General features: G+C 49.8%; 20 protein-coding genes. 5 read left to right on the plus strand and 15 right to left on the minus strand.

Annotated elements, in window-relative coordinates; genetic code table 11:
- Positions 1-220 precede the first annotated feature (220 nt).
- A complete protein-coding gene (locus A3842_RS31790; RefSeq protein WP_178382278.1) occupies positions 221-4,636 on the minus strand; it encodes a fibronectin type III domain-containing protein in 4,416 nt (1,471 codons plus the stop codon).
- Positions 4,637-4,930: 294 nt separating this feature from the next.
- Here A3842_RS31790 and A3842_RS02210 point away from each other — a divergent pair, with 294 nt between their 5' ends.
- Both A3842_RS02210 and A3842_RS02215 read left to right on the plus strand, forming a co-directional pair.
- Entirely contained in the window at positions 4,931-5,401 is a 471-nt protein-coding gene (locus A3842_RS02210; RefSeq protein ID WP_074085954.1) for a pyridoxamine 5'-phosphate oxidase family protein, read from the plus strand.
- A 295-nt stretch (positions 5,402-5,696) separates the two neighbouring features.
- The gene (locus tag A3842_RS02215; RefSeq protein ID WP_074085955.1) at positions 5,697-6,461 is read left to right on the plus strand and encodes an SDR family oxidoreductase; all 765 of its coding nucleotides are present in this window, start codon (positions 5,697-5,699) and stop codon (positions 6,459-6,461) included.
- A gap of 190 nt (positions 6,462-6,651) precedes the next feature.
- Here the strand turns inward: A3842_RS02215 and A3842_RS02220 are convergent, their stop codons facing one another.
- Positions 6,652-8,031, minus strand: coding sequence for an FAD-binding oxidoreductase (locus tag A3842_RS02220; RefSeq protein WP_074100283.1), 1,380 nt, complete (start codon positions 8,029-8,031; stop codon positions 6,652-6,654).
- 249 nt (positions 8,032-8,280) lie between these two features.
- On the minus strand, positions 8,281-9,081 hold the full coding sequence (locus tag A3842_RS02225) for a DNA-binding protein (protein WP_143186127.1): 801 nt from the start codon (positions 9,079-9,081) through the stop codon (positions 8,281-8,283).
- A 221-nt stretch (positions 9,082-9,302) separates the two neighbouring features.
- On the opposite strand from A3842_RS02225, the gene A3842_RS02230 reads away from it, so the two are divergent.
- A complete protein-coding gene (locus A3842_RS02230) occupies positions 9,303-9,560 on the plus strand; it encodes a helix-turn-helix domain-containing protein (protein ID WP_178382017.1) in 258 nt (85 codons plus the stop codon).
- A 512-nt stretch (positions 9,561-10,072) separates the two neighbouring features.
- Here A3842_RS02230 and A3842_RS02240 read toward each other — a convergent pair.
- The 5 genes from A3842_RS02240 to A3842_RS02260 all read right to left on the minus strand — a co-directional run bounded on the left by A3842_RS02240 (position 10,073) and on the right by A3842_RS02260 (position 15,711).
- Positions 10,073-11,035, minus strand: a complete 963-nt coding sequence (locus A3842_RS02240; RefSeq protein ID WP_074100284.1) for a glycoside hydrolase family 43 protein — start codon at positions 11,033-11,035, stop codon at positions 10,073-10,075.
- 25 nt (positions 11,036-11,060) lie between these two features.
- The gene (locus tag A3842_RS02245) at positions 11,061-12,539 is read right to left on the minus strand and encodes an alpha-N-arabinofuranosidase (protein ID WP_074100285.1); all 1,479 of its coding nucleotides are present in this window, start codon (positions 12,537-12,539) and stop codon (positions 11,061-11,063) included.
- 32 nt (positions 12,540-12,571) lie between these two features.
- Positions 12,572-13,483, minus strand: coding sequence for a carbohydrate ABC transporter permease (locus A3842_RS02250; protein ID WP_074085959.1), 912 nt, complete (start codon positions 13,481-13,483; stop codon positions 12,572-12,574).
- 54 nt (positions 13,484-13,537) lie between these two features.
- The gene (locus A3842_RS02255) at positions 13,538-14,416 is read right to left on the minus strand and encodes a carbohydrate ABC transporter permease (protein WP_074100286.1); all 879 of its coding nucleotides are present in this window, start codon (positions 14,414-14,416) and stop codon (positions 13,538-13,540) included.
- Between the two features lie 80 nt (positions 14,417-14,496).
- Complete coding sequence (locus tag A3842_RS02260; protein WP_074100300.1) at positions 14,497-15,711, minus strand: extracellular solute-binding protein; 1,215 nt, start codon at positions 15,709-15,711, stop codon at positions 14,497-14,499.
- 497 nt (positions 15,712-16,208) lie between these two features.
- Between A3842_RS02260 and A3842_RS02265 the strand changes: the two genes are divergently transcribed.
- Positions 16,209-17,165 carry an ArsR/SmtB family transcription factor gene (locus A3842_RS02265; RefSeq protein WP_074085961.1) on the plus strand — a complete coding sequence of 319 codons (957 nt, stop codon included), beginning with the start codon at positions 16,209-16,211 and terminating at the stop codon, positions 17,163-17,165.
- Between the two features lie 131 nt (positions 17,166-17,296).
- Entirely contained in the window at positions 17,297-17,455 is a 159-nt protein-coding gene (locus A3842_RS02270) for an asparagine synthase (protein WP_074085962.1), read from the plus strand.
- A gap of 129 nt (positions 17,456-17,584) precedes the next feature.
- Here the strand turns inward: A3842_RS02270 and A3842_RS02275 are convergent, their stop codons facing one another.
- From A3842_RS02275 to aroE, 7 genes are all read right to left on the minus strand, one after another.
- Positions 17,585-18,355, minus strand: coding sequence for a class I SAM-dependent DNA methyltransferase (locus A3842_RS02275; RefSeq protein ID WP_074100287.1), 771 nt, complete (start codon positions 18,353-18,355; stop codon positions 17,585-17,587).
- A 59-nt stretch (positions 18,356-18,414) separates the two neighbouring features.
- Positions 18,415-19,350, minus strand: a complete 936-nt coding sequence (locus A3842_RS02280) for a CvfB family protein (RefSeq protein ID WP_074085964.1) — start codon at positions 19,348-19,350, stop codon at positions 18,415-18,417.
- A complete protein-coding gene (gene rsfS, locus A3842_RS02285) occupies positions 19,347-19,694 on the minus strand; it encodes a ribosome silencing factor (protein WP_025705473.1) in 348 nt (115 codons plus the stop codon). The genes A3842_RS02280 and rsfS overlap by 4 nt, the downstream gene beginning before the upstream one ends.
- Positions 19,691-20,269: a bis(5'-nucleosyl)-tetraphosphatase (symmetrical) YqeK gene (gene yqeK / locus A3842_RS02290; RefSeq protein WP_074100288.1), complete on the minus strand. Its 579-nt coding sequence runs from the start codon at positions 20,267-20,269 to the stop codon at positions 19,691-19,693. The genes rsfS and yqeK overlap by 4 nt, the downstream gene beginning before the upstream one ends.
- A complete protein-coding gene (locus tag A3842_RS02295) occupies positions 20,241-20,843 on the minus strand; it encodes a nicotinate-nucleotide adenylyltransferase (protein ID WP_074100289.1) in 603 nt (200 codons plus the stop codon). The genes yqeK and A3842_RS02295 overlap by 29 nt, the downstream gene beginning before the upstream one ends.
- 62 nt (positions 20,844-20,905) lie before the next feature.
- Positions 20,906-21,199 (minus strand): ribosome assembly RNA-binding protein YhbY, encoded by a 294-nt coding sequence (yhbY, locus tag A3842_RS02300; protein WP_019912522.1) that lies wholly within the window; start codon positions 21,197-21,199, stop codon positions 20,906-20,908.
- Between the two features lie 111 nt (positions 21,200-21,310).
- On the minus strand, positions 21,311-22,177 hold the full coding sequence (gene aroE, locus A3842_RS02305; RefSeq protein WP_074085967.1) for a shikimate dehydrogenase: 867 nt from the start codon (positions 22,175-22,177) through the stop codon (positions 21,311-21,313).
- Positions 22,178-22,198: the final 21 nt, after the last annotated feature.

Raw genomic sequence — 22,198 nt, forward strand, 5'->3', positions numbered from 1 at the left:
ACAGGATCGGAAGCCCCACGATGGACGTCTAAATATTCCATTAATAACGCAATTAGTAGATTATTGCAAAGGTTCTTCTATCGTCAAATCTTTGCTGAAAAACTCAATAACTTGCCGTTACTTATGATAAGGCTCTCCTTGCACGCTATAACGGCTGGATGAAAAATATCCCTCAAACCGGATTCTATCGGTCGAGGGATATTTCGAGTAGGGCAACTATTTAATTATCGATTAGATTAGAGTTTTGCAGAAGTCTTTGAACAATAACCGCGACTTCCGCTCTTGTTATGAAGGCTTTTGGAGCCAGCTCACCACTGTTTCGTCCCGAAACAAGCCCGGCTTTCAAACAGTCGGAAACCCCGCTCTTTGCCCAAGTCGATATCGTCTCCGCATCAGTGAAAGAGTCTGGAAATTGCTTTGTCATCTGGTGATCCATCACCTCAAGCCGGGTAATGATCATCGCTCTTGCCAGAATGACCATCGCTTGTTCGCGTGTCATCTTATCATTCGGGCGGAAGCTGCCATCATCAAATCCGCTGATCAGGTTGTACGTGAATGCCGTCCCAATCGCATCGGCGAACCAATCCTTCCGATCAACATCACTGAAAGGCGGTACCCCTGCTTTTAGTTTTAGTCCTAAACCGCGAACCAGGATGGCCGCAAACTCCGCACGCGTAATGTCCTGGTCAGGATTGAAGAGACCTTTGGCAGCGCCATTGATGACCTTGCGTGATCCCATATCGTTTATGGCTTTTTTAGCCCAGTGCCGTTCTACATCCTTGAACTCAAGCGGATGCCATATCACAGAATAGCTGCTATTCGTCAAGCTGTTCACCTTGGCATAATACTTGCCGTTCAGGAGTACGATTTTTGTCGGCACATGGCGCAGCGTTCCATCCGCTTCAATGACGACTCCAGTCGTGATTTTACCAGGATCGATACCTTCCGGAATAACCATTGTACGTTCAACATAAGCTTTGAACTCAGTGACTTCAATGGTGGTGTCCTTATAAAGAGCTCTTACCGTAAAATTAAGCGGTGGAACGACAATTCCCACCGTTCCTTCTGCAGCTTCATTTGGAACCCATGGAATCGGCGATCTGGGCTTAGCAATTTCAATCTGAACCTTAATATCTTGCAGTGCTGCCGCTTTGCCTACCTGCTCCGAGATCGCTTGGATGTCGATCTGCTCAGCTGGTAAACGGAAGGTCGCTTGATCCGTTTTTATTTCCAATATCGCTTGCCGCATTTCCATTTTCCTGACTAGCTGTCCGTTGAGCTCTCCGATCACGACATCGGATTTGGTGTACACCGGAACCGTTACTACGGCAAGCTGGCCTTCCTTCGCGAGCTTATCTTCCAGCTTTTTCTCGTCAATCGTGACGGTTGTTACCGTTTGTGAATTTACGCTTGTTACCTTTGCTGTTCCTGCACTCTCCGTTTGGCCGTTAACAAGAACGATAGCAGCCGTTTCATCAGATTTGGCTGTTGGCTGGGCCGGCGCACTTCCTTGCGGCGAGGTGTCTCCACCGCTGTCAACGTGAAGAGCTTCGGGTATTACGCCGTTAGAAACGGCGGAAGCGGTGCTGCTGCCGCCACTGTTGGTCGCAATTACCGTAAACGTATAGGTTATGCCATTCGTTAAGCCGGTCACTCTGATCGGACTGCCCGTACCCGTTGCCGCTATGCCGCCCGGACTTGCCACGACGGTGTAACCCGTGATCGGACTGCCTCCATTGCTGGCCGGTTCGGTGAAGGTCACAATCGCTTCACGGTTGCCCGCAACGGCGGTTACGCCCGTCGGTGCGCCCGGCGCGGTTGGAGGCGCAATCGGCGTCACGCTATTCGAAGGAGCCGAAGCGGTCGAGCTCCCTGCACCATTTATTGCAACGACGGTGAAGGTATACGTCGTCCCGTACTTTAGACCGGTAACCGTGATTGGACTGCCTGTACCACTAGCCGTCAAGCCCCCCGGGCTTGAGGTCACGGTATAGCTGGTTATGTGGCTGCCTCCATTGCTAACCGGGGCTGTAAACCTCACAGTGGCTTGCGATTCGCCATTCGCTACCTCAGCCGTTACTGCAGTCGGCGCGTCAGGTACCGCAGCAGGCGCTGTCGATGCTGTCGGCGTGACGCTATTCGAAGGCACCGAAGCCGCCGAGGTCCCTGCGCCGTTTATTGCAACGACAGTGAAGGTGTACGTTGTCCCGTACGTTAAACCGGTAACCGTGATTGGACTGCTTGTACCGCTAGCCGTCAAGCCCCCCGGGCTTGAGGTCACGGTATAGCCGGTTATGTCGCTGCCTCCATTGCTAACCGGGGCTGTAAACCTCACAGTGGCTTGCGATTCGCCATTCACTACCTCAGCCGTTACTGCAGTCGGCGCGTCAGGTACCGCAGCAGGCGCTGTCGATGCTGTCGGCGTGACGCTATTCGAAGGAGCCGAAGCGGCCGAGCTCCCTACGCCATTTATTGCAACGACAGTGAAGGTATACGTCGTTCCGTATGTTAAACCGGTAACCGTGATTGGACTGCCTGTACCGCTAGCCGTCAAGCCCCCCGGGCTTGAGGTCACGGTATAGCCGGTTATGTCGCTGCCTCCATTGCTAACCGGGGCTGTAAACCTCACGGTGGCTTGCGATTCGCCATTCGCTACCTCAGCCGTTACTGCAGTCGGCGCGTCCGAAGGGACAGACACGATTTTCAATTTCTGAACGCGGTGGTTGCTGAATTCGGATACGTATACGATCCCGTTGCTATCTACCGCCACGCCGAGTGGACTGTTAAACTCGCCCAGGCCGCTGCCCGCTCCGCCGCCGCTCTTCTTCCACTCGCTCCATACCCCTGTAGCTACCGTCAGTTTCTGGATGCGCTCGTTATTGGAATCGGCCACATATACATTGCCGCTGCCGTCTACCGCCACGCTGTATGGTTCATTAAATTCGCCTAAGCCGCTGCCCGCTCCACCGCCGCTCTTCTTCCACTCGCTCCACGCGCCTGTAGCTACCGTTAGCTTCTGGATACGATGATTTCCCATATCCGCCACATATACATTCCCGTCGCCGTCTACCTCCACACCGGACGGTTCATTGAACTCACCTAAGCCGCTGCCTGATCCGCCGCCGCTCTTTTTCCACTCGCTCCACACCCCTGTAGCTGCCGTCAGCTTCTGGATGCGGTGGTTACTGGAATCGGCCACGTACACATTCCCGTTGCTGTCTACCGCTACGCCACCGGGATAACAGAACTCGCCCAAGCCACTGCCCGCTCCGCCTCCGCTCTTCTTCCACTCGCTCCACACCCCTGTAGCTGCCGTCAGCTTCTGGATGCGGTGGTTATATGGATCTGCAACGTACATATTTCCTCTGCTATCTACAGCAACATCTGTTGGAGAATCAAACTCTCCCAGGTCGCTGCCTGATCCGCCGCCGCTCTTCTTCCACTCGCTCCACACGCCCGAGTCGACATCCAGCTTCTGAATGCGGTGGTTATCGAAATCGGCTACATACAGATTATTCTGGTTGTCCACCGCCATACCGGCTGGATAACTAAACTCGCCCAAACCTGTGCCAGCAACTGCTCCCTGATACCCATATTCGCTCCATAGTCCCGCAGCTACCGTCAGCTTCTGGATGCGGTGATTTCCGGAATCGGCCACATACACATTCCCGCTACTGTCCAGCGTCACGCCCTTGGGATTATTAAATTCTTCCAGACCGCTGCCTGATCCGCCGCCGCTTTTCTTCCACTCGCTCCACACGTCCGAGGAGACATCCAGCTTCTGGATGCGGTGATTTTTAGAATCCGCCACATATAATACATTGCCGCTGCCGTCTACCGCTACGCCAGAGGGTTGATTGAATTCGCCTAAGCCGCTGCCCGTTCCGCCTCCGCTTTTTTTCCACTCGCTCCACCCCCCTGTAGCTGCCGTCAGCTTCTGGATGCGGTGATTTTTAGAATCCGCCACGTACACATTCCCGTCGCCGTCTACTGCCACGCCAGAGGGTTCATTAAACTCACCTAAGCCGCTGCCCGTCCCGCCTCCGCTTTTCTTCCACTCGCTCCACACACCTGAGGCAACATTCAGCTTCTGGATGCGGTGATTTTTAGAATCCGCCACGTACACATTCCCGTCGCCGTCTACTGCCACGCCGCGGGGATAACTAAACTCTCCCAGGCCGCTGCCTGATCCGCCGCCGCTCTTCTTCCACTCGCTCCATACCCCTGTAGCTGCCGTCAGCTTCTGAATACGGTGGTTATAATAGTCCGCCACATATACATTTCCACCGCTGTCTACCGCCACGCCGCTAGGGTTGGCAAACTCCCCCAGACCGCTGCCTGATCCGCCGCCATCCTTCTTCCACTCGCTCCACACGCCTGTCGCGGCCGTCAGCTTCTGGATGCGATGGTTTTCAAAATCGGCCACGTATACATTCCCGCTGCTGTCTACCGTTACACTGTACGGATTAGAAAACGCTCCAAGAAATTTATTGCCTGCTTGTCCGATCTTGGCATATTGACTCCATTGATCTGCCGCTTGCACAGGAAAAACAAATAATGAGATAGAGACCATAAAAATTAAAATGACCGATACCCACTGTTTTCCTGTGAAATGAAACGTACTCTTCTGATTCATTACTTTTACTCCCCTCTTCCTTGGCTCATACATACCCTCCCTGCATGTTATAAGATCCTTCTCTCAAAATCCTCTCAAAATACGGAAGACATAAAGAATCCCCCTCCGCTCCACAGTGAATAATTAATTCTTCCACTGCCTAAGGGGATATCATTCGCGGCAATTCCACCCTAAGTCGGGCAGAGGATTATGATAGCGATTTAATATTTTTTCGTATTATTCTTCACATGAACTAAGATTTTACAATGATAAGCTTAATATTGTATGCCTTACGACATTTTAGGAGGTAATATAATGAGCAAGTACGACGAAGCCATGAAGCTGCTCGAAGAACAAGTGGGTAACAAGGACGGCCTGATCACTCTGTCCACCATAGCACTTGAACCGGGGGCCAATGGCAAAAGCCGTCCCGCCGCCCGCATTGTGGACGCCTATTATGAGGACGGCGCGTTCTACACCGTCACTTACGCGACCTCAGGCAAGATGCAGCAGATCGCCCAAAACCCCGAAGTCGCCGTTTGCATCATCGTCGAAAACTTTACGGCCGATGGGATCGGTGAAAACCTGGGCTGGGTATGTGACGAGAAAAACGCGGAGATGATGACAAAGCTGCGCACAATATTCGCCGGGTGGTATAACGAAGCCAATAACGACGAAGACCCTAACACATGCCTGCTGCGCATTCGCCTGATAAAGGGCCTGTGGAATGACGCCCATAAAGGGATCAGAAATGAGATTGATTTTGTCAATAAGACGGCAAATTAAGTATTATTGGATAACAGACAATATTAGCTCAAAGGGAGTGTCCGCACACTCCCTTTTTTCGCCGTTACTGATGGTAGGGTTCTCCATATCATCTATTTGATGAATATTAAGACTTCATTGCGGAAGCTTTATCGAAGTGAAAGCTACTTCTGCCTTCGGGTTAATGTACTTATGGCTTTGCATTGGTCCATCGCAATGGACCTTACCGCTAATCCAAAGCAATAGGATAGCAACATTTCAACAGCACTCCTATGTTATAACTGTAGAGGAACAGAGGATGAGGAGCTGAGAATTGATGAGCAAATTAACAGGAAAAATAGCGTTAGTAACGGGGGCCAGCCGGGGAATCGGGCGCAGCGTCGCGTTGCGTCTTGCGCAGGAGGGCGCTTTTGTCGCCGTACATTACGGCCAACGCCGCAATGAAGCAGAAGCGGTCGTGCAACAAATCGTCCAAAATGGAGGAAACGCCCGTGCGATTGGCGCCAATTTGAGCACACCTGAAGGCATTCGTGAGTTGATCACGGCGCTGGACGAAGCAATTCGAGAGCACGGGGACGACAGCGGATTCGATATTTTGGTCAACAACGCGGGAATCGGGCAAATTCTTACTTTTGAAGAAACGACGGAAGCTACTTTTGACGAAGTGATGACGATTAACGTCAAAGCGCCGTTTTTTGTAACGCAGCAAGCTTTGCCTCGGTTGAAGGACGGCGGGCGCATCATTAACATTTCTTCCTTCGTGACGCGGGTAGCTTCCCCAGGTGTCTTCACTTACAGCATGACAAAAGGAGCGATCAATACCTTTACACTGCTGCTGGCCAAGCAATTGGGGAGCAGAAATATTACGGTCAACTCCATCCTACCCGGCATCATCAACACCGAGATGAATGAAGGAACTTTGAGCGATCCAGATGGACAAAAATATGCGGCAGGCCTGTCCGTTTTCAACCGTTGGGGAGAACCCGGAGACGTTGCGGATATCGCCGCCTTACTCGCTTCTCCGGACAGCCGCTGGGTAACCGGTCAGTTGATCGACGCAAGTGGCGGTTCGCATCTTTAAAAGCCGGGCAAGCCTATCTAGCAACAACATATATAATATTAAAACACGGAAAGCAACACGAGTGCATGCCACACAATGTGTTGTTTTCTTCGTTTGCATTGGACTATTCCAGTTGATCGTATGGTTAGAAATTGCTAAAGGAACTGCCGTCGACAGCTCCTTGTTTTAATTCGATCTGGTGTGCGTATTGTCATTTTCTGACCTGTTTACCCACTGGAATACTCTGAGCAAAACGAAACACATTATGAGGATCGTACTTTCGTTTCACCTGCTTCAATCTGCCAAAGTTCTCGCCATAATACGCCTTGGGCCAGTTCTTAATCTGCAAATCGGGAAAATTCACATAATCTCCTTTAACAAAGGGACGCAACGCTCTGCGGAACCTTTTCACCCACTGAATATTCCGCTCCTGCTCCCTGTTATTTCTCCACCGGGCTGACAGTTCGTAGATTGTCTCAGCCTTCCGATGAGGATAGGCCGTTTCAGTAGGCGATACCTGGCTCACCGCGCTTCCTGCACCACCTAAGCTCTGGCTCCACACACTAGAATGCCTGTTGGGTGCTTTAGATAAAAAGTCGCATATAATTCGTACTCCTTCAGGCGGTAAAGGTTGGAACCCGTAGGCCCCGGTTATTTTAAACTTTGGTTCCAAATTCAGGTCCGATTCGGCAAAAAATTTGGTTGCTTCAATAAAAGGCACTGTCTTCACCATTACCTTCACCGGAGTGCCTGCTCGCAAGAGCGGTCTAATCAATCGACGCAGCTCCTCTGCACCGCCAAGCAATTGCCCGGTAGATACAATAGTTCCCACCTGTTTGGCAGCCACCTCAATTGTTGAGGTTAAGCGGTTTGTGACAGATGGGGCCCAGCGTTGCCAAGCCGGTAACACCTTCTCAAGATCACTCCATTTCCACTTAATACTGTATATAGAAACCGATGAAATCGGTCTGACCCGAAAAGTATATTCTGTAGCAACACCAAAGCTCCCTCCCCCTCCGCCTCGTGATGCCCACAACAGATCGGAATGTTTCCTTCTGTTTGCCACAATCGCCTTTGCCCCATATCGCCCCGAAGCTACGACCATCTTCACTTGTTTCAAGTTATCGCACGTAAGTCCATATTTGCGGGAAAGTAGTCCAACGCCGCCTCCCAGGGTAAGCCCAGCTACGCCTACGTCGGGCGCAGTCCCCGCCGGAATTGCCACCCGCTTATTCCACAGTTTTTTGTACACACGGGCAAGTGGATTTCCCGTTTGTACAATGGCCACTCTATTTTTCCGATCAACCTTAACCTTATTCATCTCGCTCACATCGATAATAATACCGCCATTTACAGCTGAGAAGCCTTCATAGCTATGCCGTCCACTACGCACTCGCAGCCGTATGCCCCGCTCACGAGCCCATTTGACTGCGTTGATCACATCCTGAGTTCGTTGACAAAAAACAATGACCCTTGGAAATTTAGAAAAGCGCCTATTGAACTCCATTCTGGCCGTATTGTATGACGGATTGCCCGGAATTACAATCCTTCCGGTTAACCGTGTACTTTTATTTTTCAACTTTTGTGCCATCTACTTTACACCATCCCTACTCATGACATAAGCCTTTCTCATTAGCTTATTTCTATGTAGGGACACCTGCCCTAGTAACGGCAAACGCCCAGTTTGAAACGTAAAATAGTTCAAACCACTATAACTAAGGTATTTAAAGAGGGCTTCCCATTAGGAAAACAATGCTGTTAACTGTAGCTTGCGGAGATTAGTAAAATTACTGTAAGTGAAGGCATCATTTTCATGAATGGAGCGGCGAACCGCCTTGGGTCACCGTTCCTTAATCATTCCCTGAACCTCCAGCACCTGCTCCGCCGCCGCCCAATCCCGCAGCGATTCGAAGAGCGCCAGACTTCTTGTAAAATAACTATCATTCCCCGACCGATGGGCAAGCCTTAAGGCTTGCAATACCTGCTCCAGTGCCTCCTCTGTTCTTCCCGCCCGCTTCTGATACAACGCCAGATGATGGCTGAAGCGGTAATAGTGTGCCAGATTGCCCTCATCCTCATATGTACCGAATTCAGCCGTCTGTTCCGCAAACGTCACCAGCAGCTCATCCACATTCAGTCCATGCCGCAGCGCGGCCCGCAGAATTGTATCCAGCCCCGGTAGCACTTCTTCAGGATTCTCCTGTAAAAAGTCAGTATAGGTAGCCAGCACCTCCACACGACCAGACAGCAGCTCCAGCGCATACCCGTTCGCCTCAGCCAGGAATCGGTATTCCTCTACAACCTCCAGCCCATCCTCACCCAGATCCTCCAGCCATCCCAGCTCGGCATACTTATCAATGTACGCCTGTGATTCTGCATACTGTCCCTTCTCCTGGCAAGCCATTCCCCGCATCAGATGACTGAACCCGTAGTAATAGACCATTGGATGCTCCAGCTCGAATGTCAGCAGCGGCAAGGACTTAGCCTTCCGATACTGCTGCTCTTGGTACAAGCACTGCACGCATTCATGCAAAATCTCTGCCGTCTCAATCACCTTGTTCCACTTCTCCAGGCGGCAAGCCATCTCTAACATCTCCACAATAACATCCGGATTGATTGATTTCAGGAAGGATAGGCGCACGGGTAGAGCCTCCTTTGGGCTAAAAGAATATTTTTGCTTTTTGAGGGTACGTTATTTGTGAGATATATTTGCAGGTTGAGTAACTTGGGAGGATTGAGAGTGTGCTATAGGGCTTTCATAAACAACTTCATAAATTGTATATATTTTACTTTTTGTTGAATACTTTATCTGTTGTGGTCATTATATCAGATTGATAATGGACTTAAAAGGGGTAAATTTCCTTGAGCGATCCGTCCAATATCATTAAGCAAATTATCGGTAAAACCGTGAAAGCGATACGTATCAAACAAGGCTTAAGCCAAGAAGATCTAGCGCATGAATGCAATGTCGACCGATCCTATATTTCCATGATTGAGGTTGGCAGAAACGAACCTTCCGTCACAAAAATTTTTGACCTCTGCAATGGACTAAAAATCAAGCCGGCCGACTTTTTCAAGCTGATCGAGGTGGAGTATGAGAAGGCGCAAAAGAATGAGTAAACGTGAATAAGAGCGGGACACAAGGCTGGTGGCCTGTGTTCCGCTCTTGTAATGACGGCTTTGGCTATGCTTGTGGTACGGTCTGTAACGGCAAGTTTAAGGGCCATCCATCGCCGGATGGCCCTTTTTTTAATCTGGGTATGCTCAACTATCATCTTCTTTATTGCAATACCTACGTTTCACTCGAGTCAGAGCGTTACTTTTCCTTCACTGGTATCCAAATTTCGCCCGTACCATTCCCATGCCGTGCCATTCCATAATACATTTCGAAATTCGGGCCTTCAACCTGTTCTTATTCAGAAGTCGGAAACCATTCGGAGTATATGCGTTCCCACAGTTTGGTAAATCACATATTAGACCCTAAGGACTTCATTTTATTTTTTAGTCTAATCGTATATTTTCTTTTAACAGCAAAAAGTGCCCCGCAACCCTAATTAGGGCTGGCAGGACACTTTTGTTACTTGCCTAATAGCTATTCATATACCAATGTTATGATACCTACATCTGCTTCCTTACTTCCCGCCATCCTTCACCGGCACTCCGAAATTCGGCGTGCCGTCTTCATTCCACTCCAGCACCTGGGCGCGGGTATGGCGGTTCGGATCATAGAGCGGGTCTCCGGTGATCTCCTTGTAATTACGCGCATGGTAGATCAGCACGTCTTCCCCATTTTCGTTAACCGTGAAGCTATTGTGACCTGGACCATACTGTCCGTTCACTTCACTGGTCTGGAATACAGGCTCAGGGTGTTTGTTCCAGGAAGCGGCATCCAGCAGATCGCTGTCTTCGTCAGCTGTCAGCAGCCCCATGCAGTAATTATGGTCCGTGGCGCTGGCCGAGAAGCTCATGAAGATTTTGCCGCCCCGTTTCAGTACGGCCGCACCTTCGTTGACACTGAATCCGATAATTTCCCATTGATGCTCCGGTTTGGATATCATGGTCTGCGGGCCTTTCAGTGTCCACGGATTCTCCATCTCTGAAATGTACAGGTTGGAATTCCCCGGAATATCCGGGTCCTTCTGTGCCCATACATAGTAGAGCACTCCCTTGTGCTGGAAGGTTGTTGCGTCCAGAGCGAACGACTCCCAGGCTGTCTTCACCTGGCCCTTCTCCACCCAGTGTCCCTCCAGCGGATTCGCGGATTCGTTCTCCAGTGCGTACATACGGTGATCGAACAGCCCTTCCTTGGTCTCCGTAGTCCGGGCAGCCGCGAAGTAAATGTACCACTTGCCTTGAATATAATGGATCTCGGGAGCCCAGATGTTGGCACTGAGCGGCCCGGTCTCATATTTGCGCCAGGCCACAGCAGGTACGGCATCCCGGAGGCCTTCAATGGTTTTGGCCCGCCGTACTTCAATCCGGTCGTATTCCGGCACCGAAGCCGTGAAGTAATAATAACCATCCGTATGCTTATAGACCCAAGGATCCGCACGCTGCTCCACAAGCGGATTGCTATATTCTCTATTCCTACTCATAATGTTTCTCCTTTATATCGTTCTTTTACTCCAGGGTAAGGACAACAACCGATGCGGGAGGCAGCTGGCAGTCCAGCACTCCGTCCTTCAGTGCAGCCTCCGTGAAAGGAGCCGTACCCACAGTTTCCGGTGCTTCGAAGGTATTGTGGGCATTCAGGTCAGAATGGGTCAGAATCTGGCCCGATACGCTTCCTGCCGAAGTGCCGATCATCTCAATGCTTAGGCTGGCACTGTCCGCATGGCTGATGTTGCAGAGCGAAATGTAAATCTTGCCGGCAGCATCCCGGGAAGCAGACACGCTTACCTGAGGCAGAGACTCTCCGCCCATGCTGTACACCGGACTCTCAAAAGCCACCTCAAGCAGCTCGTTATCCTGATGCACCTTGTACATCTCAAAGACGTGATAAGTAGGCGTAAGCAGCATTTTATCGCCTTCGGTTAAGATAAGCGCCTGCAATACGTTGACCATTTGTGCAATGTTCGCCATTTGCACCCGTTTACTGTGATTCTGGAAAATATTCAGGTGAATCCCGGCCACGAGCCCGTCACGCAGTGTATTCTGCTGATACAAGAACCCCGGATTCGTTCCCGGTTCACTGAGGAACCAGGTTCCCCATTCATCTATAATTAATCCTACCCGCTGCTCCGGATCATATTTGTCCATGATCGCTGAATGCCGGGTAATCAGCTCGTCCATATGGAGGGATTTCTTCATCGTTTCGAACCATTCGCCTTGATCGAAGCCGAGTGCATAACACTTCTCTTCCCAGCTTCCCGGAATCGTGTAAGAATGCAGGCTCAGACCATCCATAAACCGTCCGGCTTCGCGCATCAGTACTTCCGTCCAGTTATAGTCGTCCACGTTAGCGCCGCCGGCGATTTTGTAGAGCTTGTTGTCACCATAATTACGCGCATACGTCTGGTATTGGCGATACAGGTCGGCATAATATTCCGGACGCATGTTGCCTCCGCAGCCCCAGTTCTCATTCCCGACGCCAAAATATTTCAGTGCCCACGGTTGTTCCCGCCCATTCTCGGCCCGCAGTCCTGCCATGGGAGATTCGCCGTCAAAGGTCATATACTCCACCCATTCGGACATCTCCTGAACAGTGCCGCTGCCGACATTACCGCAAATATACGGTTCACATTCCAGCAGCTCACAGAGCCGGAAGAATTCATGCGTGCCAAAATGGTTGTTCTCGACTACGCCGCCCCAGTGGGTGTTGATCATCCGCTTGCGCGTTTCGGGAAGGCCGATGCCGTCCTTCCAGTGATACTCATCGGCGAAGCAGCCGCCCGGCCAGCGAAGCACGGGAATATCCAGCTTGCGCAGCGCAGCTATGACATCATTGCGGATACCATCCGTATTGGGAATGGGAGAATCTTCACCCACCCAAATCCCTTCATAGATACATCTGCCGAGATGTTCGGCAAAGTGCCCGTAGATATTTTTATTGATTGTACTTTTGGGCAGATCTGATAGAATTCTCATCTTCACAGTCATTGTTTCTCTCTCCTTACCCGTTCTCTATTTACTTAACCCTTAATACCTGAATTCAGATTGATCGATTGGACAAAGTATTTCTGTGCGAACATAAACAACAGCAAGGTTGGAATAATCGCCAAGACCGCTGAACCCATCAACTGCCCGATCATACGGTAATTCCCATAAATGTCCTGAAGCAATAACAGCCCCGCAGTAACCGGCATTTTATCCACATCCGTAAACACGATTACAGGCCACAAAAAGTCATTCCATGATCCGGTGAAGGAGAACAAGGCGCATACGATCAATACAGGTTTGACGAGAGGCATAATAATCGAGAAATAAATCCGGAAATGTCCTGCACCGTCCACGTGAGCGGATTCATCAAGGTCCTTCGGAATTCCGTTCATAAACTGTCTGACCAGAAAGATATTGCCCATGCCTGCTAGTCCCGGGATAATCATCGCCCACGAGGTGTTGACCCAGCCTAACGCGTCAATAATTTTGTAGGAAGGGATCAGATTCACCACGCCAGGGAAAAACGAGATGCCTAGCAAAGTGAAAAAGAGTGTATCTCTGCCTTTAAATTTCATCCGTGAGTAGCCATAACCGGTAATGGAAATAACTACAACCACAAAAAGAGTATGCATCGTTGCAATGAATAACGAGTTCATCAGCCAACGCAGTATAGGAGCGGTTGAGGTATTATCCAGAATTGCGGTATAGTTTTCAAGAATCCATTTTTTAGGGAATAATCTAAATCCGGAAGAGACTACCTCCGACTGTGACCGGAAGGAAGTCGTGATGCCAAAAATAACCGGAATGATCCAAATAATACAAAGCACGATCAAAAACAAGTAAGATACATATTTCGAGATGCTGATCCCCGAGGCTTTTCCTTTCACTGCCTGTTCTTTGACGCGGGGACGTTTATCGTATTGCTGCGTCATCTGATTGGACATACGGGTACACCTGCCTTTTTAAATTCCACTTTGGGTTCCTTGCCATATCGTAAATTAAGCCGCATTCCGGTTCATTACATAATATTGCAGAGCCGAGATGGCCAGGATAACCAATCCAAGCAATACAGCCATAGCCGAAGCCATACCCGCAATGGACTCCCCATTACCGAATGCCAGTTGGCGGATATACATCATGAGTACATGTGTACTTTGGCGTGGTCCTCCGTCAGTCATCATCAAAGGCTGCCCGAATACGTTGAAAGCCCCGGCAGTTGTCATAACAAAGGTGTAAATCAGCGGGAAACGGATCGAAGGTAGCGTAATACTCGTAAATCGTCGTATCGTTCCGGCTCCGTCCATCTCTGCCGATTCATACAAATCCTGCGATACACCGCTGATAGAGGCACGGTAAATAATCATGTTGCCGCCGACCCCACCCCAGATCGTGATGATAATAACGAGGATCCAGGCATAAGGCTGGTGCGCCGGCCAGGAAACATTCGAACCAAAGACATTGCCGGCCATCCCCAGTTGCTTGTTGAAGAGCAGCAGCCAGATCAGCGCCCCAGCAGATATGGAGATTAAGCCTGGAACGTAAATAATCGATTGGATCAGGCTTTTCCCTTTGACTTTTTTGTGTTCAAGCGCCACCGCAACAAGCAATGGAATAATGATTAACAGCGGAACACTCAGCAGGACGAATATAAACGTGTTCTTAAGGCCGTTATTAAATTGCGTATGGAAGGTCGATTTGCTGTCAAAAAGAATAGTTCTATAGTTATCCAACCCCACCCAGACCGGCTCGTTCATCAAATTCCATTTGGTGAACGAAGCATAAATCCCGTAGAATGTCGGCAGCAAAATAAAAACAGCAAACAGGATAACATGGGGACCGACAAAGAAGGCAGGCGCGAGATTCAGTTTCTTTTTCATAGGCATTCATTTCTCCTTTGACATGAAGCAATGTTCCGGATTACGGCCCATTGCTTCATGCTATCATTTCCGCTATTCTGTTATTTTGCTGTTCCGCTGGTTCCTTCGGCGATTTTGTCTTCAACAAATTTCTGCATGGTCTGCAGAGTTTCATCGATGTCTACATTACCGCGTACAATGTCCCCGCAATACGTATCTACAGCTTCAGCAATGTACGGATAGTACTCATAGGTGTAAATGTACAGGGATTTAATTTCTTTTTCACTGGAAGTGAAGAAGGACTGCATATAGTTCTTGAATTCAGGACTTTCATTGACTTGCTTACTGGCTACGATCTGTCCTGCTTTAGCCCACTCGATTGAATTCTCGCGGATAAATTCCAGGAATTTGCCGATGCCTGCTACTTTTTCTTCGGATCTGTCTTTATTCTTCATCATTGTGAACAAGTGGGAGGACGATCTGTTGGTAAACTTATCTGGTGTTGGCGAATATACATTCGTTACTCCAAAATTCAAGCCTTCTACCTTTGCATGTGCAGTAGAACTCCAAGTACCGTCTGTGGAGAACAATACGTTGCCTGATTGGAACATCAGGTATCCGTCTTCACCAAAAGGGGTCATCAGTCCCGCATCGTTGATTTTTTTCACATCCTCGAAGGCCTGCTTCATTACTGGAGTGTTAACGGCTGGTTTGCCATTCTCCTGAATATCTCCACCCAGGTTCTGGATCTGTGCCAGGATAACCCAGCCCAGCAGTGCATCATTAACGACGTAGTCGCCTTCAGCCAGCTTTCCTTTTAAGGAGAGCATTTCATCAATGGTTACCACATTATCATCAAGGAACGATTCAGCACCATATTTCTTAAGCAGATCCTTGTTGTAGTACATTACGTTACTGTGGATATCAAGAGGAACTGTATATTGAGTACCGTTAATTGTGCCTGTCGACCATGCTTGCGGCAGATAATTCTCCTGTTTGATCTCAGGCTGTGCAGCGGTTACGGCTGTCATAGGCTCAAGTACACCCTGCTTGACATAGCCGGGAACACGGTCCGCATGAATAATGGTTAAGTCCGGAACACCTTTGCCGGAGTTAAGTACCGTGGACAGCTTGGTGTACATATCGGAGGTGATTACATGTTTCACTTTAATCTCAGGATTGGTGGCATTGTAATCCTTTACAAGTTGATCCATATAGGCACCGTCGTCACCAGTCAGTGGCGTCCAGAACGTAATTGTCTTTGAATTATCTTTTCCGCACCCCGCCAATACTGTTGATAACATTAGAACAAGCATTAATACTGAAAGCCCCCATTTTTTCTTCACACTTTCTCCTCCTAATGAAATAATTTTAGTGAATCATCTACAAAAATGTTTTTGCAAACAATTAACTCTTCCCTCTTCGCAGGCTGTGCCTTTTTGATGTGGCTGGCAGCCGCTTCTTCTTTCACATCTTCATTAAATAATTAAAAAACATTTGAATGTATTCGCTTACAGTTATAAAATAACATACAAGAGGTACCTTGTAAACAAATTTGTCTAAACCTATTCATATGTATTCAAAACAAAATGCAAAACATAGCTTTTTTATGATACAAATTCCCTTCACACCCCATTTTTACGGAATTATCTTTAGTAATTTATGAATATAAGGTACAAATTAGTTTGAAACAAACTTAATTTTTAAACAAATAGACAAATAACTGGAGAATACTTCCCTTTTCAGGTTAATTAGTTTATAATTTTATAAAACAGTTTTGATAATGACGTCTGCGGAAGAAGGTACAGTAATCATGATTTATATTAAAGATCTAATGAGCGGGATTGATATCTTCAAGGCTCTCAGCTCCGAGATCCGGATTCAGATTCTGGAGCTGCTTGCTACGAATCAAGCCCTTAACCTCAATGAAATCGCCAAGAAGCTGAATCTCAGCAATGGTGCCATCACAATGCATATCAAGAAGCTTGAGGATAGTGGGCTGATTGAGATCAATACTTCTGTCGGCAAGCATGGTATCCAAAAGGTGTGCTATTTGAATAAAGACAAACTAATGGTAGATTTGCGAAGCAAGGAGACCGACAATTTGTACGAGGTCGAAATCCAGGTTGGGCATTACAGCAATTATCAGGCGGTCCCTACCTGCGGGCTTGCCACGAAAGACAGTATCATTGGAGACTTTGACGAACCGCGCTATTTTGCCGATCCCCAGCGGATTGAATCCGAGATTATCTGGATGGCAGAAGGATTTCTTGAATACCGGATTCCGAATTATCTGAAAGCGAACCAGACCTTCCGCGAAATTCAGTTCTCCATGGAGATTGGTTCGGAGGCACCTGGGTTCAACGACAATTATCCCTCGGATTTATATTTTTATGTAAATGGTATCGAAATCGGCTATTGGACGAGTCCCGGCGACTTCGGCGATGCCCGCGGCACCTTCAATCCAGACTGGTGGCCTCCTCACCTTAACCAGTACGGAATGCTGAAGCTTATCCGCATCAACAATGAAGGAAGCTTTATCGACGGCTGCCGTATCTCAGATATTACACTGGATGATATCAAGCTGGATTACAAAAGCGAGCTGACCTTCCGTATTGCCGTCACCGACAAACCGGTCAACAAACGCGGATTGACGATTTATGGCAAGCATTTCGGCAACTATAGCCAGGATCTGATGGCCCGTGTGCTCTACAATGTACATGAGGTTGAAGAGGCTGCTTCCCGGCTTACACCTCCCCTCGCAGACTAGGTTGATGAACTTTCCGGGGAGGCTGCCTGGAACTGATGGAAGAGATGGTGACCTTCCCCACCGTATAAATGTCCTCACTTTAACCCACACTAACTAGGTCTTTCAATCCAGCTAAAGAGGGAGTGTTTCGAATGCGTGAAGGTATGATTCCCACCGTTCTCGGAACTGTAGTCACCGCTTCAAGCGCAGCTTTTCTTGGCAGCAGATATAAGATTGCCGCTACAGGTATTCTTGGTTTTGGCATAGCCCACATCGTGCTGGGAGCCATTGATCTGTTCGAGCACCGCTAACAAGATTGAAAGATGCCGGCCCTGTAGGTATACAGAGCCGGTTTTTTTTCGACAAATATCCAATCCTGGTGCAGGGACATCAAAAAGGCCCTACCCTGATACAGGTAAGGACCTCATAATACTTAGTGTTTATTTTACAGCTACATAAAATAGCCGTCCGGCACTCTCGTCGGCCTCCACCCATTCAAAATCGGCATAGACCTTCACTTCACTGAAGCCGGCCTTCCGCAGCTCCTCTGTCATCCACTCAGGATCATAAGCCCGCTGGATGTGAGTCTCTTCAAAACGGCGGTATAGGCCGCTTCCTCCCTCTTCACGGGCGAAAATGGACAGGTGATGCTCAATCTCACGGCGGGGCACATCCATTTCACAAGTCCAGATATAAGATACCGTAGGCTCGTCCAGCACAAACGGCTGCTCCTCTTCGTAGCGGATAAGTGTATTGGGATGATGCACATCGAACAGGAAGCTTCCTCCCGGCTTAAGGCCGGCATAGGTCTGTTTAAATACGGACCGGATATCCTGCTCCTCCAGCACATAGTTCAGACAATCACAAAAGGAAATAACCGAATCGACAAGCTCCGGCAGCTCCCACTCCTTCATATTCTGCCGTACCCAGCGGACACTGCCCTCACGCAGGAAACGGCGTCCCTGAGGATGCCGCTCCATCTTCATCTGCGCTACAGACAACATATCCGAAGACAGATCAATTCCTGTCATGTGGTAGCCTGCAGCGGCAAGCGGGATCGTAATGCTTCCGGTTCCGCATCCCAGCTCCGCCACCGTCAACGGCTTGCCGTATTTATTCCAGGCCGTCTCCGCAAAGGCCAGCCAATCCGGATAGGGCATATCCGCCATCAGCTCATCGTATACATAAGCAAATTTCCCATAGGAAGACACTGGCTTACACCGACTTTCTGTGAATGAAACTGTATAACTGTTCTTCCGTTTCCGGATTATTAATGTTCAGGCTCCTGGTTATCCTTGGCTGGGCTCTGGTCTGCTCCGGCCTCTTCGCTCCGGGCTAGATAGGTCCAGTTCTCCTTCTGGGTAACCAGCCCTTCCTTCATCAGCTTGCCAAGCGCACGCTTGAATGCCGATTTGCTGATGCCAAACCGCTGCTTGATGATGTCGGGAGGCGTGGCATCTGAATAAGGCATCGCTCCGCCAGGCCGTTCGTTCAGGAAGTCCAGCAGCGCTGCGGAATCGACATCCCGGCCCACTTCCTTACGCTGGCTCATAGACAGATTCACACGGCCGTCTTCACGGATATGGGAGACCCTAGCCTCGAATTCCTCGCCAAGCCGGAGCAAGCGGGTACGCTCTGAGGTATGCACCATACCGATGATTCCGAAACCCAGCACGCCGCCGTCAACAAGTACAAAAGTACCCATCTGAAGCGGTTTGTACACTCTTGCCTTAACGGTCTGTCCCATCCAGGACTCTGGTGCAGGCAGCGACAGCGGCGCAAGCTCCTGCTCTCCGGCGAGCTTGGCGCGCAGACGTCCCTGCTTATCATGCTCCATAAGTACAAAAACCTTGTCCCCCACCTGCGGGCGCAGCTCAATCAGCTCCGGCAGCTCACGGATCGGCAGCAGCAGCTGCCGTCCGAGTCCCATCTCCAGGAAGCAGCCCAGACGGGGGTGAATATCCGCCACTTCGAGCAGAGCCATTTCACCCAAGGTCAGGAACGGCTTCTTCATTGTGGCCGCCAGACGGTCCTCTGTATCGAAGAAAATGAACACTTCAACCTTGTCGCCATTCTTCGGCTTACTGCCAACAAGCTCCGTATAATGCAGCATCACATCCTGGTCACCAGCGCCCAGAAAGTAGCCGTAAGGGGATACCTCACGCAAGACTTCCAGGGTAACCGTAGTTCCGGCAATCAGACTCATACCGTCTCCACAACCTTGGCGTCGGACCACAGACGCTCGATGTTGTAATATTCCCGCTCGTCGCGGTGGAATACGTGTACGATCACATCTCCCAGATCCATCAGCACCCAGCGGGCTGCATCCATACCTTCAATGCCGCGGATGACCCCGCCGGCTTCATGAACAACCTTGCGCACCTCAGTGGCAATGGCCTGAACCTGTGTATCGGAATTCCCGTGGCAGATGACGAAATAATCACTGATAGGTGACACACTGCGCAAGTCAAGCGCGACCACGTTCATTGCTTTTTTATCATCGGCGGCCTTTAGGGCCAATTGCAAAAGCTTGCTTGATTCTACACTCATATTTTATCCTCCATTATTCTAACTAAGTTATTGCGGGCCAGCATAGTCAGCGGGAACACAATGCGGCGTTTCTGAAGCAGCAGACTGATGGTAGAGTCGAACCCTGCGATCAGCCCTTCCTCCAGGCTTACCTTGGACAGCTTGCGGATGTCTTCCACTCCCGGAAAATCCCTTCCCGGCTCGATGTAATCAGCCAGACAGACGATTTTCTCCAGCAGGCCCATGTTCTCACGTCCGGAAGTGTGGAAACGGATCGCATCCAGCACCTCAGGATCGGTGATTCCATACTCATGCTCGGCAACGAAAGCGCCAACTTCCGCATGCCACAGCTGCTTATCATAGCTCAGCAGCTCGGCGGACAGCCCGTTCTGCTCAATAATCTCTTTCATTCGTTCCACCGGCCAGTATTTGGCCACATCATGCAGGATCGCTGCTGTTTCCGCACGGACCGGATCCCCGCCATAGCGCTCTGCCAGCTTCACCGACGTCTCCATCACGCCCAGTGTGTGCTTCCAGCGTTTGTCGGGCATCTGGGCGGAGACCGCTTCAATCAGCGCTTCGCGGCTGAATGCCATACAATCCACTCCTTTGAACATAATCGTATACAGCATCAGGCACCATATAACGAATAGACTTGCCTTCAGCGGCTCTGGCTCTCAGCATCGTGGAGGAGATATCTACAAGCGGCATATCCGCCAGCAGTACCTTCTCGGCAATAAAGCCGGGCAACGCTTCAAGATCCAGTGGAGTGCCCGGCCGGCCGACTCCGATAAAGGTAAGACGCCGAACCAGCTCTTCAATCCCGTGCCATTTTGGCAAATACTGGACCATATCAGCTCCGACAATGAAAAAAAACTCATGCTGCGGATACTTTTCCTGCAGAATCGTGATGGTTTCGAAGGTGTAAGAGACGCCTCCTCTGGCGATTTCCAGGTCCAGAATGCCAAACGCGTCGTGATCCCTGACTGCGTCCTCAACCATGGCCAGCCGTTCCTCGCCGGATGCTCCTGCCTCATGCTTATGCGGCGGGATATGCGACGGCATGAACCATACCTCTTCCAGCGCATAGGACTCCCTCGCCGTCTCCGCTGCCATCATATGGCCGATATGAAGAGGATCAAAGGTCCCTCCCATAATTCCAACTTTCAAGAGGTCTACCTCCTCTTATTATCAGGGTAAACTACACTCTCCCGCAAGCTGCGAAGGCCGTATTAACGGGGCAGCTCGATGGTTTTGTTATCGCGTGATTCCTTGTACAGAATGATGGTCTTGCCGATAACCTGCACCAGCTCGGAACCCGACTGCTCCGCAAGTGCAGCGCCAATTTCCTTCGGATCATCCGCATTGTTATTCAGCACACTGATCTTCATCAGTTCGCGTTTCTCAATAGCCTCTTCGATATGGCGGATCAGATGATCGTTGACACCGCCCTTGCCGACTTGAAATACCGCATCCAGATGATGGGCAAGCGAACGGAGATAGCGTTTTTGTTTTCCAGTTAACATAAATGAACAAGCTCCTTAATTAACAAATATTATTACCCTAACTATACCGAACTAATAAGCCAAAACGGGAGAAAAGAGTGTACCAGCAGGCGAAGAGATGTAAGTTGCATATCAGTCGTGCCTGAGACAATCTATAATCGTCTGACGCATGATATCTACCGGTGCACTTCGTCCGGTCCAGTACTCAAGCGCATAGGCTCCCTGATAGACGAACATGTCAAGGCCGCCATGAATCCTGCAGCCCCGCTTCTGTCCTTCCGTAAGGAGCCTGGTATGCAGCGGATTATAGATCAGATCACTGACGATCATTCCTTCCCGAAGCAAAGCAGGGTCAATCGGCGTGGCATCGGTGTGAGGATACATACCGACAGAGGTGGTATTGATCACAATATCCATTCCGGGAATATGGGCCGGGATTTCATCCATTCCAATTCCGGAGACCGCACCTTTCGACTGAAAGGCCGCAGCTAGCTGCTTCGCCTTATCCTCTGTCCGGTTGGCAATAATCACTTCGAGCGGATGATCCTCCAGCAGCGCGGCAATAATCCCTCTTGCCGCCCCACCGGCACCAATGACCAGAACGCGGGTGCCAGATAATTCCGGCGCCGCCTCCGCCTTCAGTGAGCGGACATATCCAATGCCGTCCGTATTATATCCGGTGAGCACACCATCGTCGTTGACAACTGTATTCACCGCACCGACAATCAGCGCGCTGTCATCCAGCCTGTCCATATACTCCATTACTGCAACCTTATGCGGAATTGTCACGTTCACCCCACGGAAACCTAGGGTACGGATAGCCTGAATGGCTTCACCCAGCTGGCCGGGTGTAATATGCAGCGGCACGTAGGCCCCGGAAATGCCGAGCGCCTTCAGTGCTGCTCCGTGCATAACCGGGGATTTGGACTGGACGATGGGATCACCCATGACCCCAAGTAATATATCCTTATTCCTGTAATCGCTGCTTGCGCTTGTCACAGCTTATTCGCCCTCCTATAG

Source organism: Paenibacillus sp. P3E (genome assembly GCF_001909045.1).
In the GTDB taxonomy this organism is placed as follows: Bacteria; Bacillota; Bacilli; order Paenibacillales; family Paenibacillaceae; genus Paenibacillus_AQ; species Paenibacillus_AQ helianthi.